Source organism: Dyadobacter sp. SRI_021, from assembly GCF_057586235.1.
On sequence record NZ_JBYCZM010000007.1, the window covers coordinates 217,106 to 231,952 of the forward strand.

The following is a 14,847-nucleotide window of genomic DNA, read 5'->3' on the forward strand; positions in this document are numbered from 1 at the left end:
AATGACTCCCTCTGTTGCGATTGTAATCCTGAATTATAACGGTCAGCATTATCTCGAAAAATTCCTTCCAAAAGTCATCGAGCATTCCGGCAGCCACGCTATCTGGATTGCTGACAATGCTTCGACAGACCATTCCCTCGAATGGCTGAATACGCATTACCCGGAGCTGAACATACTCACAATCAGTGAAAACAAGGGCTATGCGGGGGGGTATAACGATGCACTGCGCCGCATTCAGGCCGACTATTACATTCTGCTCAACTCCGATATCGAGGTTACTGAAAACTGGATCGCCCCGGTGATCGCATTCATGGAGTCGGACCCGCTTATCGCTGCCTGCCAACCCAAAATACGCGCATATGATCTGCCTACGCACTTCGAGTACGCGGGCGCGGCGGGCGGTTATATGGATTACCTGGGTTATCCTTTCTGTCGCGGACGTATTTTCGATACGCGGGAAGAAGACCTGGGGCAATACGACGATGAAAAGGATGTGTTTTGGGCCACAGGTGCCTGTCTCTTTGTGCGTTCGTCTGCATTCCACGCTGCATCCGGCTTTGACGAGTCTTTTTTCGCCCACATGGAGGAAATAGATCTTTGTTGGCGGCTGCTTAACATGCGGTTCCGCATCACTTATTGTGGCAAATCCACCGTTTACCATGTCGGCGGCGGAACGTTGCACAAATCCAATCCAAGGAAGACGTTCCTGAACTACCGCAACAACCTGATCATGCTTTTCAAGAACCTGCCGAAAGGCCGCAGGTGGAAAACGGTGCTTATCAGGCTCGTGCTCGACGGCATTTCCAGCGTGCGGTTTATGGCCACGGGGGCCTGGCCCGACGTTTTGGCTATTGTGCGAGCGCATTTTGCCTTCTACGCGATGATCCCCGAGTTAACACGAAAAACACCGAGGACCCGGTATCGGGCACCGCTTTATTACAGAAGTGTTGTGTGGGAATATTTTGTGCTGGGAAAGCACAAATTCGGGAAGCTTACGGGTATCGAACCCATTAAAGCTCCCAGATCGTAGGGCTATTATGCCGGCGCCAATGCTGGTGCAGCTCCATCCAGAAGGCCAGCACGAGGTACAGGATAATGGGCGAGCCGAAGGTCATGAAGGTGGCGTAGATGAAGTATTTCCGGATGCTGCTCGCCGGAAAATTGAGCTTTTCTCCTAGTTCTGCACAAACTCCAAATATTTGGTTCTCAACGAAATACCTAAACTTGTTCATACCTTGTTTTCGATAATTGCCTCATAATTAGCGATTTTCGCCGGAATATGCAATTCTGTCGTGTGAAATTTGCTTTAAATGAGCCAAAAAGGCAAAATACCGCTTGCTCGTTAAATTTTCAAATTCTTTAATCAAATAAATTGTTTTACAAACAATTTTTGTTTCTTTGTGATTGAAGAATTTGTAAGTTGTTCATTATAATCAAGATGTCTTCGGGAGAATTTCCAAAATTTCTTTTGCTAATGCGTTGAGCCTCCCTCAATTATTTGGTATAGCCATTTCGACTTTTAACTGAAACGCCTACATATCTTCTGTATTTTCACCTTATTTCAATTTTTTTATTTCAACTATTATGCCAACAGGTACTGTAAAATTTTTCAATGAAGCTAAGGGATACGGCTTCATCGTGGAAGACGACACAAAAAAGGACATTTTTGTCCATGTGACAGGATTGGGAGGACTTACTATCCGTGAAAATGACCAAGTAGAATACGAAGTCGTTGAAGGAAAAAAAGGACTTAACGCTGTGCAGGTAAAAAAGATATAATTGTATTTTTTTTGCAAGAGAAATTAAAAATGCCGCTCACTAGCGGCATTTTTAATTTGAAAGCTATGCTACCCACGACTTCACCTCGTCCAGCAACGGCATTTTTTCATCTATTTTGAGCTTTTTGCGCATTCCACCCAAATCGTTGAAGATTTTGTTCGGATTTGCACTTTTCAGTTGCTCAATCGTCAGGATATTCATCTTCTGCAATGCCGGTACCCACACAGCCGGTACGCCCGCATTCACATAATCAGCTTCTTTCGCAATTTCCGCTTTCTTTTCGGGACGCATTTGCGGGAAGAAAATCACTTCCTGGATACTGGCATTGTTTGTCAGCAGCATGGTAAGACGGTCGATGCCGATACCGATACCGGCGGTTGGAGGCATGCCGTATTCCAGCGAACGGATAAAGTCGTCGTCCATCTCCATCGCCTCGTCGTCACCTTTTTCTTTCAAACGGAGCTGGTCTTCAAAACGCTCCTTCTGCTCGATCGGGTCATTCAACTCGGAGTACGCATTGGCTATTTCACGGCCATTCACAAACAACTCGAAACGTTCCACCATGCCTTTTTTGGTGCGATGTTTCTTAGTCAGCGGTGACATTTCAACCGGGTGGTCGATGATGAAAGTAGGCTGAATAATGTTCGATTCCACTTTCTCTCCGAAAATCTCGTCGATCAGCTTGCCTTTGCCCATGCTTTCGGTAACTTCCATTCCCCACGCCCGGCATTGTTCCCGGATCGCCACTTCGTCGAGCGCTTCCACATCGAGACCGGTATATTGCTTGATGGCGTCGGTAATGCTCAGTCTTGGATAAGGGCCGGCAAAATCCAGTTCCACATCCCCGAATTTCGCCTTGGTAGTGCCATTCACTGCCAGTGCTACTTTTTCGAGTACTTCCTCGGTCATATTCATCATCCAAAGGTAATCCTTGTAAGCCACATAAAGCTCCACAGTCGTAAACTCGGGGTTATGTGTGCGGTCCATTCCTTCGTTACGGAACAGTTTCCCGAATTCATAAACTCCTTCGAAGCCACCCACGATGAGGCGTTTCAGGTGAAGCTCCGTCGCAATACGCAGGTACAGGCCCAGGTCAAGCGCGTTGTGGTGCGTTGTGAACGGACGCGCAGCCGCGCCCCCGTGAATGGATTGCAATACCGGGGTTTCTACTTCCAGCCAGTTATTCGCATCGAAATACGAACGCATAGTGGTGATGATCCGTGCACGTTTAATGAATATATCGCGGACTTCCGGGTTTACGATCAAATCCACGTAACGCTGGCGGTAACGCAGCTCGGGGTCGGTAAAACCGTCGTGCACATTGCCGTCCTCGTCTCGCTTCACGACCGGCAGCGGACGGAGCGATTTGTTGAGAATCTTGAACTCCTGCACATGCACGGAGATTTCACCGGTTTGTGTCGTGAAAACAAAACCCTTCACGGCAATGATATCGCCGATGTCGAGCAGTTTCTTGAAAACGGTGTTGTACAATGTCTTGTCTTCGCCCGGACAAAGATCGTCGCGGCGGAAATACAACTGGATACGCCCGGTGGCATCCTGGAATTCGGCAAATGCAGCGCTTCCCATAATACGGAAGCCCATCAACCGGCCGGCCATTGTGACGTTTTTATAGTCGATCTTGTTGTTTTCGTAGTTTTTAAGAATGTCGGCCGCGTAAGCGTTTACGACAAATTCTTCCGCAGGATAAGGCTCAATGCCCATTCGCATGAGTTCCTCGCGTTTTTGACGGCGCAGTATTTCCTGTTCGCTCAGTAGCATCTTACAGCAATGGATTGGTAAATGGAAGTAGGTATTCCAAAAGAGTGCGCAAAACTACTACATTTTGTCCTGAATAGCGAGTAAAGCGGCCGTTAAGATGCTGTATTGGCCGGTGGGACATTATTTCTGGCACGCTATTAATGTCTTGCTTATATTGTAGATCGGAGTGAACTGTTCCCCTTCATCAACAGCGCTAAACCTCTTCGTTAGATGTCTCAAAAGGTCTTAAAAGTCATTGGTATCGTTGCTCTGGTGAGCGCTCTGCTCTTTGGGGCGGTCGAGCTTTGGGTTTATAAGAACAGGGAAGCCCTTTTCCTGAGGGCTAAGAAGGTGATCAATGAAAATCTTAACGGGAACCTCGAAATAGCCGATTTTAAATTCAGGCCATTTTACGGCGGCCTGGGGCTGAATTTCACATTATACGACGTAAAGTTGACCGACACGCTTTATAACGTTCATCATAAACCGTTTCTCGAAGCCGGGAAAATGCACGTCGCACTCGATCTCCAGCGCATTTTGTCAGGAGATGTAGAGGTAAAGAACCTCGTGCTGGAAGACGGCGGACTCAGAATGTTTGTTCAGCGGGACGGGTATTCCAATGCATCTATTTTCAAACTTGAAGAGCAAAACAAAAATAAAACAGGAAAAAAGGACGCCAACGAGATTCTCGAAAAGCTGGGAAATATCCGCTTTCTCAACTTCGCAGTGTCATATTCGGATTCGGTAAAGGAGAAATATTACGGAGCGCTTTTTCATGACGCGACCAACATCATCGAGCGGACTGATTCGAGCATGAATGCCAGTCTTACCGGGGCAGTGCTTTTCAATGGATTAACATTCAGAGTTGAAAAGGGTGGTTTTCTGATGAACCAGGAAACGACGCTGGCTTTGGCTTTGGGTTATGATCAGGACGAAAAAAAGCTGAAAATTTACCCTTCAACACTCGAAAGCGCAACGCACGACAAAATTGGAATCAATGGCGTTTTCGATTTTTCAGACACAATCAAAATATTTCACCTCAATTTCGAAGCAAAGGGAATACCGGTGAAAAATGCATTGCCATTGCTGAACCAACGGCTGCAAGAGCAGATCGACTCGATCGGGATCCAGACGAATGTGGATACGGAGGTCAAGGTAGCCGGGATTTTAGGCAGGCCGGGGCTCAAACCGCAGGTGGATGTGTATTTTCAAACAGACACTTTCCGCTACAACCTTCCGGTGGGCGTTTTGCGTAAAATGAAAGCTTCCGGAACATTCACAAACCGTGCGGACACGACAAAACTGGCTGACGTCTTCAATTCGAGGCTGATAGCGCCGAAGATAACAGGCTTTTTTGAAACCATACCATTTGCATTCAAGCTGGTGGTTAATAACTTTCGAAATCCGAGGGCGCATATCGACGGTCGTATCGAAGCCGATTCCACTAATCTCGGGGCATTGCTAGATCCCGGACGTTATCGTTTCAAAAACGGCTCGGCCCGGATCGACTTTCACTTCAGTGGCAATCTGAAGAAGTTTTATAATCCCGCTAAGGACAATTTTGACGGCAAAGTATCGGGCAGGGTTTCACTCAAAAACATCGGGATGGACTACCTCCCGCAAAAGGTGAGGGTAAGCCAAATCAATGGCGACCTGACATTCAATGAAAAGGTAATGGTGTTGCCTAACCTCAGGTTCTATGACGGGCAGAATATGCTGTATGTACGTGGAACGCTGCTCGACCTTATCCCCTATCTCTTCGGCTCCCCCAAGCCGTTACGGGCCAACGTCGACATCAATATTCCCGATTGGCAGCTCAACTGGCTGGAAACTCTGCTGGCGGCCAGGGGAAGCAGTAAGCCAAAGGCAAAAAAGTCGCTCAAACTCTCGGAGCTGCTGGATAACGCAATTGATAAAATGGAAATCGTGGCGAAACTCGACGCGAAAAAGGTGCGGTACAGGCATTTTACGGGTAGGGACGTGAAAGGCCAGCTTACGATCAGCAACAATGCGGTGAGGATCGAATATTTTGTGTTAAAAGCTTTCGGCGGAGGAAATGTGCGGCTTTCGGGTGAAATGGACAATGCCGGTTCGGGGGAATTGCCGCATATGGCTGTACGCGGGAAAATCGCGAATGCAGATGTCCATTCCGTTTTTTACTCTTTCGATAATTTTGGCCAGAAAACGCTTACCCACCAGAACCTGAAAGGCATTCTCAACACCGATTTCAGCTTTGAATCCGCATTGAATAACAATGTGAAGCTGGTACCATCCAGCATGAAGGGGCTGCTGAGGATCGATCTGACAAACGCTTACATTATCAACTTCGAGCCGTTTATAAAGATGAAGAAGTTGATTTTCAAGAGACGGAATTTCGAACGGGTCAAATTTGCCCCCATCCGGAATGATTTTCGATTGAACGGGCAGGAAATAGAAATAGCGCCGATGGAAATTGAATCCAATGTGCTGACGCTCTATATCGACGGCATTTACAGTTTTGGGAATAAAACCGATATCAATATTCAAATCCCGCTCAGCAACCTCAAAAAGCGTGATTCGACCTACGTTTTGGATCCCAATAACCCTGAAAAAAGAGAGGGGTCGAAGATATTCCTCAGGGCGGTCGATGAAAACGGGGAGGTAAATATCAAACTCGCCTTCCGCAGAAAAAAGAAGGATAAGTCAAAAGGCGAGGACTCTGAGGTCAAAAAGCTGGAAGATATCGAGCGGTGACGGTTACTCCCGCTCGTTGCTGAACATGTAGCCTACTCCCTTCAAAGTTTTGATATAATTGTCGCCGAGTTTCTCGCGCAGTTTGCGGATATGCACGTCGACGGTCCGTTCGAGTACATAAATATCCGCTCCCCAGATTTTCTGCAAAAGCTCATCGCGGCTGAAAACCTTGTTAGGCGTTTGTGCGAGGAAGAATAGCAATTCAAATTCCTTTTTAGGCAGAACAGTCGATTTCTCGCCTCCCTGTGTTACCGTATAATTCTTCCGGTTGATCGACAAATCGAGGATTTCGATCGTGTCGCCCGACTCCGCTTTTTGGGCTTCCCGGCGGAACAATGCATTAATACGGCTCATCAATGCACGTGGCTTGATAGGCTTCGTAATATAATCGTCGGCACCTACCTCGAACGCCGCTACCTCCGAATATTCCTCGGAGCGGGCAGTCAGAAACAGGATGTAGGTGTTCTTGATATCGGGATTTTGGCGCAGGATCCTGCCGGTTTCGATGCCGTCGAGCTGAGGCATCATGATATCGAGGAGGATAAGATCCGGTACGAATGCCTTGGCGATGTCGATGGCCTTCTTCCCATTGGAAGCAGTTAATACCGAATAGCCTTCCTTGGTTAAGTTATATTCGAGAAGTTCAACTATGTCGGAATCGTCGTCAACTACCAGTACTTTCGGAGCCGAGTTTGCAGATTTAGCAGTGCTCATTGTTTTGATGATTAAAACACGATTCGAAATTAGCAGATGTGATGTTCACATTACATGAGGAAATCTAATATTAACATAAACATAACATCAACGAAAAGTAGTCCGATAGACGCCGCCTTGCTCATTGGTGATCAGCATATCGGTATTGTTCAAAAATTCAATGGCCTCGGTTTGCTTCCTTGAAAAGCGGAAACAGCCTTTTGGTTTACTGAAATCGATGTTGTCACCAGCCGTTTCGAACAGCAATATTTTCCCATAAGTCAGCAATGCGAATGTTTTACCGTCAGGGCTGATGGCTGCGGAAGTAACCTGTGCACTAATGCGGATACTGTCGCCGGGCGCGATGCTATGCTCGCCGGCCTGCGCTGGGAGGCGGTACATTTTCACCCATTTGTCCTTGCCCCAGTTTTTCGAAAAAAGATACAAACTTCCCTGATGATAAAAAAAAGACTCACAATCGGGTGCCGCTGACTGGTAACGAAATGTAATGCGCTCGCTTCCATTACTTTCCGGGTTGAAGCGGTAAATGTCAAAAACATCACGCTGTGAGGCATTGTTTCCGAAATCGCCGATGTAGAGATTACCTTTGTCGTCGTGCGTCAGGTCTTCCCAATCGATGTTTTTGGCGTTAGGAACGGCTTTTGTATCGAGTAGTTTGCCGTCCAGGTCGAACAGGTACAGCTCCGGTTTCCCGCCGCTGTCGTTATGCGTCCAGAACGTGCCGGGCTGCTTGCCAGGGGCCAGTCCCGAACTTTCGGAAGCCACCGCGGGAAGCTTTCCTATTTTGCTATTTTTGTAATGCGCTTTAACTTTCTTAAAATCATTGGTTCTGTGATCGGGCTGACAGGTACAGAACACCGTTTTGACCGCTAACCACAGATATATCAGCTTGTTCATGAATTCAACGTTGCGTCCTCTTCCAAACAAAGATAGCGAAACCCCCGTGTACTTAAAGATCGCCAGCTCGCTCGTGGCGCTCATCGCGACGGTATACATTCTCTACGTACTTCGCGAAACAATTATCCCGCTGGCGTTCTCGATTTTGCTGGCGATCCTGCTGCACCCGGTTTGCGCATGGCTCGAAGTACGGCGAGTACCACGGATAGGGGCCATTCTACTGAGCATTCTTGCACTATTTACGGTGCTTGTGATCCTCGTTTACGTCGTTTCGATGCAAATAGGCAGTTTTGCGGAAGAGCTTCCCCGCATTACTGAAAAGGCGGAGGCAATCCTCGACGAGACGCTTACGATGGGTGAGCGCTACTTGAATATCAGCCGTACCCAGCAGGTCAGCGAGGCCAAAAAGTACCTGATCAACGCATTGAGCGAGGGTCGTGCGGTGTTGCTTAATACGCTTGTGACGACGACTGGCGCTATTTCTACATTTGTGCTAATCCCGTTGTACATATTCTTCTTCCTGCTCTACCGCGATTTTTTCAGGATGTTTGTTCATAAAGCCATTCGCAGTGTGCCGAACGAAGAGCTGAATGCACTGCTGAAGAAAATTTACGAGGTAATCCAAAGCTATCTCTCCGGTCTGTTCCTGGTGATCCTGATCGTGGGCGTGCTAAACAGTGTCGGATTGTTGATATTAGGCGTTCCGCATGCGATATTCTTCGGTTTCCTCGCCGGCTTTCTGATTCTTATACCTTACATAGGCATCCTGATTGGCTCGATATTACCGGCATTGCTGAGCATCGTCACCATGGATTCGCCCTGGTATGCGCTCGGCGTGATAGGCGTTATGAGCTTTGTACAATTTCTGGAAGGCAACTTTATCACGCCACATATTGTGGGCTCGAAAGTGAGCGTCAACCCGCTGGCGGCCATCGTCGCATTGTTTTTGGGGGGACAGCTCTGGGGGCTTTCCGGTTTGATCCTCGCATTGCCGGTTACCGCAATCCTGAAAGTGATTATGGACACCATTCCAAGCCTCGAACCTTACGGCTTCCTGCTGGGTGAGCCGGTGCACGAAGTTGCGGAAGAAAAGGCCGATTTCGCCAGGGAACAGGCGGTCGCAAAGGAATTCAAAAAAAAGCCCTACCGCCGGCACCGCAACAGACCGAAGAAAAAACCGGAAGGCGGCGTCCCTCCCGGGTCCGTTGTCTGAGTTATCAGGCTATTTTTCCACAGCCACTTTTTCCACACTGATTCCGACGCTGATGATAAACGGCAGCGGGTTCTGGCGCATAGACTGGGATATTGTAAATGTGTAAGTTCCTGAGCGCGGGAAACGATAATTTTTCAGGAAAGGAATTTTATGGTCGAACAAATCGCCCAAGCCGTGGCCATACGGCTTACCGGTGATTTCATTGGAAATAAACACCTCTTCCAATGTATTAGAAATGACCTTCCCGTCGGGCCCGGCGAAGTTGCGTGTGATGTAGAGGTTATAGTACGGATATTGCAGTGCATTCCGCAACACATAATACAGGTTATAGGCCTGCGTCGTGTCGGTGATCTCTACTTTGAATGAAGGTTTGTTTTTAATATACCAGAGTCCGTCATCAATATCCTCGTGGGCTTTATAGACGACATTTTTATCACAGCCTGATAAAAGGAACACCAAAAAAACGACGACAGCCAGCCGGACGAACTTCATGAAAGACTCTGATATGTTGAATTGCAAAAGTATCTGTTTATCGATTTTATAAGCTGGTTTGCTCCGTAAAATAACGGCTCAACCATGAATTCGACGCCGGGATTTTCCAACGGCTCATCCATTGGGCCTTGGTAGCCACCTGGTTATCGAAAATCGTGGTGGTCGGCAGGATCGTTTCATTGATCACTGCCTGCTTGATTTTCGGTACCGGGATGGTTTTTACGTGGTCGTTCTCGTCGACGTATGCAAGTGAGCGGTCGAAGAAATCGATATTCATCCGCTGCCCGATTTCCTGCAACCAATGCACCGACTTGTCGATCGAGCAACCACTTGGCAGTTCGTCGCGTTCGTCCACCGCGATCACAATGAAGCGGTGTTCGAATATTTTTCCGGAGGCGGTGAGTGGTTTGCCGTGTGCTTCCCAGGTATCCAGCGAAGCTTTCAGCGTTTCGGTGATAATTCCTGTTTCTTCCGGGGTGAGTTCCCTGTTGGCCTGATACACCCAGACCCGGGATTGAAAATCGATATCACTAAAAGGGATGTACATGGTTAAAAAGGGTTAAATGCCGGTTAAACGGTGTACTGTATGGGTATTTAAAACAACCGTGCTAGCTGCATAGTTCTCGCAATATCTGGCTACAAACCTTTGGCTTGGGCTATCAGCTCGGCAAGGTCGTATACCTTCACCGACTGTTCTTTTTCTTTATTTTTCACACCGTCGGTCATCATTACCATACAAAACGGACATGCCACGGCAATCGTATCGGCACCCGTCTGTAAGGCTTCCTCGATCCGCTCGATATTCACGTCTTTTCTGCCGGGTTCGGGCTCTTTAAACATCTGCCCGCCACCCGCGCCGCAACATAAGCCTTTCGTGCGGCAACGCTTCATTTCGACCAGATCCGCATCCAGCGCTTCCAGCACATGCCGGGGCGCTTCGTAAACATCGTTCGCACGGCCAAGGTAACACGAATCGTGGAAAGTGATCTTCTTTCCCTTAAAAACCTCGTCCCCCTGCAAGCGTACGCGACCGGTGTCGATCAGTTGCTGCAGGTATTCCGAATGGTGCAGCACTTCGTAGTTCCCCCCCAATGCCGGGTATTCATTTTTAAGTGTATTAAAACAATGCGGGCATGCTGTGACGATCTTTTTCACATTATACATATCCAAAACCTGGATATTCGACATGGCCAGCATCTGAAATGTAAATTCATTTCCTGCCCGCCGGGCCGGATCGCCTGTACAGCTCTCCTCCGTCCCGAGTACCGCGAATTTCACGCCTGCACTGTTGAGTATTTTCACAAAAGCGACTGTCACCTTTTTATAGCGGTCGTCGAACGACCCGGCACAGCCTACCCAGAACAAAACTTCGGGAGTCTCATTGCTTGCCGCCATTTCGGCCATTGTAGGCACCCGGTATGCGATCTCACTCATATTTATTGCTGCTTTTAGGATGCTGTTGAATTGCCATTCGGGCCACTATCTGCCACTGCCGAAGCCCAGTTGAACCGGTCGCCAGGTGAAAACTTCCACGGCGCCTGGTTGGTATTCAGGTTCTGGAACATCATGTTCCACGATCCCGGCGCGTGCGCCTCGTCCATCACTTTATGCCTGCGCAATTGCAGGATAATATCGAGCGGGTTGATCAGCACCGGGCATTCCTGCACGCACGCATTGCACGTCGTACATGCTAGGATTTCCTCTTCGAGAATATAGTCACCAAGCAGGCTTTTGTTATCTGGCACAAATTCGCCCTTATTCGTGAGCATATTACGGCCGACCTCTTCCAGCCGGTCGCGTGTGTCCATCATGATCTTGCGCGGCGAAAGCTTTTTACCCGTGATATTAGCCGGACAAGCTGCCGTGCAGCGCCCGCATTCTGTGCAGGAATAGGCGTCCATGAGGTTTTTCCACGTCAGATCGGGCACATCCTTCGCGCCAAAGCGCTCCGGAACCGCCACATCTCCTGCTTGCGCTTCGAGCCCCAGCATGATTTTTACTTCCTGCGTGATCTCGGGCATATTCTTCATTTCACCCTTGGGTTCCAGTCGGGAGAAATAAGTGTTGGGGAATGCCAACACAATATGTAAATGTTTGGAATACGTGAGATAAACCGCAAAAATGAAAATGCCCAGAATGTGAATCCACCATGCAATGCGCTCGTAGGCGATCAATGCGCCTTCGTTCCAGCCCGCAAACAGGGGTTTCAACCATTGGCTGATCAGGAAATCGCCCACGACCGGGTAATGTGCGCTACCAAGGTCCTGCAATGCGTTATCGGCGGCATTCATCGTAAGGATAGCGATCATGAGTACGATTTCAAAAACCAGGATCAGCTTGCCATCGAGCTGTGGCCATCCGGTCATCTCACGGTGGCGTACTGGTTGAAAACGCTCCACTTTCAGAACGCTTCGGCGGACCAGGAAAATAGAGCAAGAAATGAGTACGCCTAACGCCAGCAGTTCGAAGAAGCCGATCAGAACGCCGTAAAACGAGCCCAGTGGACCGGCGAAGATCCGGTGCGTGCCCAGAATGCCGTCGAGCACGATTTCCAGTATTTCGATATTGATCAGTATGAAACCTGCATAAACGGCAAAATGGAGTAAGCCGATCAGCGGTCGGTCAAACATTTTTCTCTGTCCGAACGCGATGCGCATCATGATCGAAAGGCGCTTGCCGGGCTGGTCGGTGCGATTCTCATCTTTCCCAAGCCGGATCGTTCTGCCGATAATGCCGACTCGCTGGTAAATCAGCCAGGCCGTCGCGCCGAGGGCGGCTATAAAGAGGATTTGCTGTAAGATCGCCATTGCGAAAAAGGGCTGGTTTGGTATGCTTGCATACTAACAAGGTAGGATAAAAATGCATTCCGGCGCAAATGGATTGGGTGTAAATTAATATGCCGTAAAATTAAATGTAAGATAATCAGTGTGATACGTACTCTTAAAAAACTATTTCAGAAATATTTGCTTAAAATATTTGTAAAGCCAAAACAGACATCTATTTTTGCAGTCCCAAAAGGTGCCAACTGAAACGGTGATGTAGCTCAGTCGGTAGAGCAATAGACTGAAAATCTATGTGTCGGCGGTTCGATTCCGTCCATCACCACTTTAAAATGCATTACGCCTTGATAGTTTAGCTGTCAAGGCGTTTTTGATTTTTCTAAGACACGTTAGCATCGCAGTGTTATTTTGTTACTGCACCGTGGACCTAAACCGTGATTGTCGGTCCGGAGATTGGTGTTGATAGCAATGAAGTACAGAATCTTACCTACTTACTGTTTGGGGGACATTTTTTCTGCCAAATGTATTTATACTATCTTAATGTCTCCAACAGATTTGTGACCGATCGACACTATGGCAACCATGAATTTCAATACAGCAAATCAGACATATCGTCAATTGTTAGGGAATGGACTACTATATACCATTCCCAGATTCCAGCGAGATTACAGTTGGACGGAAGTTGAGTGGGATGATTTGTGGCTGGACATAATGAATGTACTTGAGGGCGGTGGAGAGGAGTCGCATTATATGGGTTATTTGGTTCTCCAATCGAAGGATAGCAAGAATTTCGACGTGATAGATGGGCAGCAGAGACTTACTACCCTGAGCATTGTAATTCTCGCTGTTTTATCAAGTTTACAAAAGTTGATTGACGACGGAATAGACTCCGAAAGGAATAAACAGCGTCAAGATCAGCTTAGAAATTCCTTTATTGGTTTCTTGGATCCTGTAACACTCATTCCGAAGTCGAAGCTGACACTTAATAGAAACAACGACTATCTCTTTCAGAATTACCTTGTAACGTTGCAGCCAGCCCCCAAGCGAAATTTAAAGGCAACTGAACACCTGTTACGTAAATCATTTGAATGGTTCTACTCGAAAATTCACGAAAGCTTTGGGAAGGGTAGAGATGGTGCAGAACTAGCCAAGTTTATAGATACACTGGCAGATATTCTGTTCTTTACTGTAATCACAGTAAGTAATGAACTCAATGCCTATAAGGTATTCGAAACTTTGAATGCGCGAGGCGTAAAATTATCATCAACAGACCTTTTGAAGAATTATCTGTTCTCGGTTGTTCACAAACATAACAGCTCAGAGCATGAGATGTTAGAGTTGGAAAATAAGTGGGAAAGATTGGTCGGTAAAATGGGTAGTGAGAGTTTTCCTGACTTTTTAAGGACTCATTGGAATAGCAGGAATAGGTTTGTTAGGCATTCCGAATTATTCAAGCGGATAAGAGATCAGATTCAGGATCGACAGTCCGTATTCCAACTCCTTCGCAATATGGAAGCTGATGGTGATACATTCGCTGCGTTGACGAAGCCTGAGGATCCGTTGTGGACCGCTGAACAAAAACAATTTATCCGCGAATTGAAGATGTTTGGTGTAACCCAGTTGTATCCACTGTTACTTGCAGGCCATCGCCAGTTTTCAGAAAGTGATTTTGCAATCTTGTTAAAGGTATGTAGCATCATTTCGTTTAGATACAATGTAATTGGTGGTTTAGCAACAAATGAACAAGAAAGGGTATACAACAGTGTCTCAGAAAAACTTGCGAATGGAGCAATTAGTAGCGTGGGTGCTACCATAAGGGAATTACGATCGATCTATATAAATGATGATACGTTTAGGGCGGCATTTTCCGAAAAGCAATTGAAGACGACACAAACTCGAAATAAACGTATTGTAAGGTATATTCTTTTCAATATCGAGAAACAGGTTTCCGGTCTCGATCTAGACTTTGAGAGTGATACGATCAATATTGAACACGTGTTGCCCGAAAACCCAGGAGAGGCTTGGGACTACATTTCGGATAGGGATCATGAACAATTGGTATTTCGGTTAGGGAATATGACGCTTATGTCAGTGAGTCAGAATAAGGAATTGGGAAACGCCGGATTTGAAGAGAAAAGACCAATATTGGGAAATAGTCAGTTTGCAATTACCTCTAAAATAGCTGCTGAAAACAGCATATGGAACGCCGAGCGGATTGGTGTTAGGCAAAAGTGGATGGCGAATCAAGCTGTTGGGATTTGGAAAGTTAGCCAGCTCAGTCAATGAGGTGTCTTGACTACTTCACTTAATCTGATCTTTAGCCGGAAGCCGCACTTATTGTGTGGCTTTTTTCTATCCAAGCGATTGAGTAATTTCCCGCCCGCCTGACCAGCCTCCCTCTGAGAAAATTCACCGGCCTTTCGCTGCCGCATTAGTTCCGGGTAATTGATTTCCATTGCGACTTTCGTGTAGAAGTCATTG

General features: G+C 47.2%; 13 protein-coding genes and 1 tRNA gene. 6 read left to right on the forward strand and 8 right to left on the reverse strand.

Annotated features, from left to right (window positions below; genetic code table 11):
• Window position 1: 1 nt before the first annotated feature.
• Complete coding sequence (locus tag AC2YIT_RS22335; RefSeq protein ID WP_430843847.1) at window positions 2-1,030, forward strand: glycosyltransferase family 2 protein; 1,029 nt, start codon at window positions 2-4, stop codon at window positions 1,028-1,030.
• Here AC2YIT_RS22335 and AC2YIT_RS22340 read toward each other — a convergent pair.
• Window positions 1,011-1,232, reverse strand: a complete 222-nt coding sequence (locus AC2YIT_RS22340) for a PspC domain-containing protein (RefSeq protein ID WP_015813454.1) — start codon at window positions 1,230-1,232, stop codon at window positions 1,011-1,013. The two genes, AC2YIT_RS22335 and AC2YIT_RS22340, sit on opposite strands and share 20 nt — an antisense overlap.
• Before the next feature lie 352 nt (window positions 1,233-1,584).
• On the opposite strand from AC2YIT_RS22340, the gene AC2YIT_RS22345 reads away from it, so the two are divergent.
• Complete coding sequence (locus AC2YIT_RS22345; RefSeq protein WP_015813455.1) at window positions 1,585-1,779, forward strand: cold-shock protein; 195 nt, start codon at window positions 1,585-1,587, stop codon at window positions 1,777-1,779.
• Between the two features lie 63 nt (window positions 1,780-1,842).
• On the opposite strand, the gene lysS is transcribed toward AC2YIT_RS22345, so the two are convergent.
• A complete protein-coding gene (lysS, locus tag AC2YIT_RS22350; RefSeq protein ID WP_430843848.1) occupies window positions 1,843-3,558 on the reverse strand; it encodes a lysine--tRNA ligase in 1,716 nt (571 codons plus the stop codon).
• A 210-nt stretch (window positions 3,559-3,768) separates the two neighbouring features.
• Between lysS and AC2YIT_RS22355 the strand changes: the two genes are divergently transcribed.
• The gene (locus AC2YIT_RS22355) at window positions 3,769-6,270 is read left to right on the forward strand and encodes an AsmA-like C-terminal region-containing protein (RefSeq protein WP_487280649.1); all 2,502 of its coding nucleotides are present in this window, start codon (window positions 3,769-3,771) and stop codon (window positions 6,268-6,270) included.
• A gap of 3 nt (window positions 6,271-6,273) precedes the next feature.
• Here AC2YIT_RS22355 and AC2YIT_RS22360 read toward each other — a convergent pair whose 3' ends face one another.
• Both AC2YIT_RS22360 and AC2YIT_RS22365 read right to left on the reverse strand, forming a co-directional pair.
• The gene (locus tag AC2YIT_RS22360; RefSeq protein ID WP_106594009.1) at window positions 6,274-6,984 is read right to left on the reverse strand and encodes a response regulator; all 711 of its coding nucleotides are present in this window, start codon (window positions 6,982-6,984) and stop codon (window positions 6,274-6,276) included.
• Between the two features lie 87 nt (window positions 6,985-7,071).
• On the reverse strand, window positions 7,072-7,881 hold the full coding sequence (locus tag AC2YIT_RS22365; protein WP_430843850.1) for a hypothetical protein: 810 nt from the start codon (window positions 7,879-7,881) through the stop codon (window positions 7,072-7,074).
• Here AC2YIT_RS22365 and AC2YIT_RS22370 point away from each other — a divergent pair.
• A complete protein-coding gene (locus tag AC2YIT_RS22370; RefSeq protein WP_487280650.1) occupies window positions 7,880-9,094 on the forward strand; it encodes an AI-2E family transporter in 1,215 nt (404 codons plus the stop codon). The two genes, AC2YIT_RS22365 and AC2YIT_RS22370, sit on opposite strands and share 2 nt — an antisense overlap.
• Before the next feature lie 9 nt (window positions 9,095-9,103).
• Here the strand turns inward: AC2YIT_RS22370 and AC2YIT_RS22375 are convergent, their stop codons facing one another.
• The 4 genes from AC2YIT_RS22375 to AC2YIT_RS22390 form a co-directional block, all read right to left on the reverse strand.
• Window positions 9,104-9,586 (reverse strand): gliding motility lipoprotein GldH, encoded by a 483-nt coding sequence (locus AC2YIT_RS22375; RefSeq protein WP_430843852.1) that lies wholly within the window; start codon window positions 9,584-9,586, stop codon window positions 9,104-9,106.
• A gap of 46 nt (window positions 9,587-9,632) precedes the next feature.
• Window positions 9,633-10,133 carry a hypothetical protein gene (locus AC2YIT_RS22380; RefSeq protein ID WP_430843853.1) on the reverse strand — a complete coding sequence of 167 codons (501 nt, stop codon included), beginning with the start codon at window positions 10,131-10,133 and terminating at the stop codon, window positions 9,633-9,635.
• An 89-nt stretch (window positions 10,134-10,222) separates the two neighbouring features.
• The gene (locus AC2YIT_RS22385) at window positions 10,223-11,020 is read right to left on the reverse strand and encodes a (Fe-S)-binding protein (RefSeq protein ID WP_430843854.1); all 798 of its coding nucleotides are present in this window, start codon (window positions 11,018-11,020) and stop codon (window positions 10,223-10,225) included.
• Window positions 11,021-11,034: 14 nt separating this feature from the next.
• Complete coding sequence (locus tag AC2YIT_RS22390) at window positions 11,035-12,393, reverse strand: 4Fe-4S dicluster domain-containing protein (RefSeq protein ID WP_487280651.1); 1,359 nt, start codon at window positions 12,391-12,393, stop codon at window positions 11,035-11,037.
• Window positions 12,394-12,618: 225 nt separating this feature from the next.
• Here AC2YIT_RS22390 and AC2YIT_RS22395 point away from each other — a divergent pair.
• Window positions 12,619-12,691, forward strand: a tRNA-Phe gene (locus AC2YIT_RS22395).
• 257 nt (window positions 12,692-12,948) lie between these two features.
• Window positions 12,949-14,652 (forward strand): DUF262 domain-containing protein, encoded by a 1,704-nt coding sequence (locus AC2YIT_RS22400; RefSeq protein WP_487280652.1) that lies wholly within the window; start codon window positions 12,949-12,951, stop codon window positions 14,650-14,652.
• The last annotated feature ends 195 nt before the right edge of the window (window positions 14,653-14,847 follow it).

What these genes read in the sequence shown, in the direction of transcription:
- AC2YIT_RS22335 (WP_430843847.1), top strand. Translation starts at nt 2, where the DNA reads ATGACTCCCTCTGTTGCGATTGTAATCCTGAATTATAACGGTCAGCAT.
- AC2YIT_RS22340 (WP_015813454.1), bottom strand. Translation starts at nt 1,232, where the DNA reads ATGAACAAGTTTAGGTATTTCGTTGAGAACCAAATATTTGGAGTTTGT.
- AC2YIT_RS22345 (WP_015813455.1), top strand. Translation starts at nt 1,585, where the DNA reads ATGCCAACAGGTACTGTAAAATTTTTCAATGAAGCTAAGGGATACGGC.
- lysS (WP_430843848.1), bottom strand. Translation starts at nt 3,558, where the DNA reads ATGCTACTGAGCGAACAGGAAATACTGCGCCGTCAAAAACGCGAGGAA.
- AC2YIT_RS22355 (WP_487280649.1), top strand. Translation starts at nt 3,769, where the DNA reads ATGTCTCAAAAGGTCTTAAAAGTCATTGGTATCGTTGCTCTGGTGAGC.
- AC2YIT_RS22360 (WP_106594009.1), bottom strand. Translation starts at nt 6,984, where the DNA reads ATGAGCACTGCTAAATCTGCAAACTCGGCTCCGAAAGTACTGGTAGTT.
- AC2YIT_RS22370 (WP_487280650.1), top strand. Translation starts at nt 7,880, where the DNA reads ATGAATTCAACGTTGCGTCCTCTTCCAAACAAAGATAGCGAAACCCCC.
- AC2YIT_RS22365 (WP_430843850.1), bottom strand. Translation starts at nt 7,881, where the DNA reads ATGAACAAGCTGATATATCTGTGGTTAGCGGTCAAAACGGTGTTCTGT.
- AC2YIT_RS22375 (WP_430843852.1), bottom strand. Translation starts at nt 9,586, where the DNA reads ATGAAGTTCGTCCGGCTGGCTGTCGTCGTTTTTTTGGTGTTCCTTTTA.
- AC2YIT_RS22380 (WP_430843853.1), bottom strand. Translation starts at nt 10,133, where the DNA reads ATGTACATCCCTTTTAGTGATATCGATTTTCAATCCCGGGTCTGGGTG.
- AC2YIT_RS22385 (WP_430843854.1), bottom strand. Translation starts at nt 11,020, where the DNA reads ATGAGTGAGATCGCATACCGGGTGCCTACAATGGCCGAAATGGCGGCA.
- AC2YIT_RS22390 (WP_487280651.1), bottom strand. Translation starts at nt 12,393, where the DNA reads ATGGCGATCTTACAGCAAATCCTCTTTATAGCCGCCCTCGGCGCGACG.
- AC2YIT_RS22400 (WP_487280652.1), top strand. Translation starts at nt 12,949, where the DNA reads ATGAATTTCAATACAGCAAATCAGACATATCGTCAATTGTTAGGGAAT.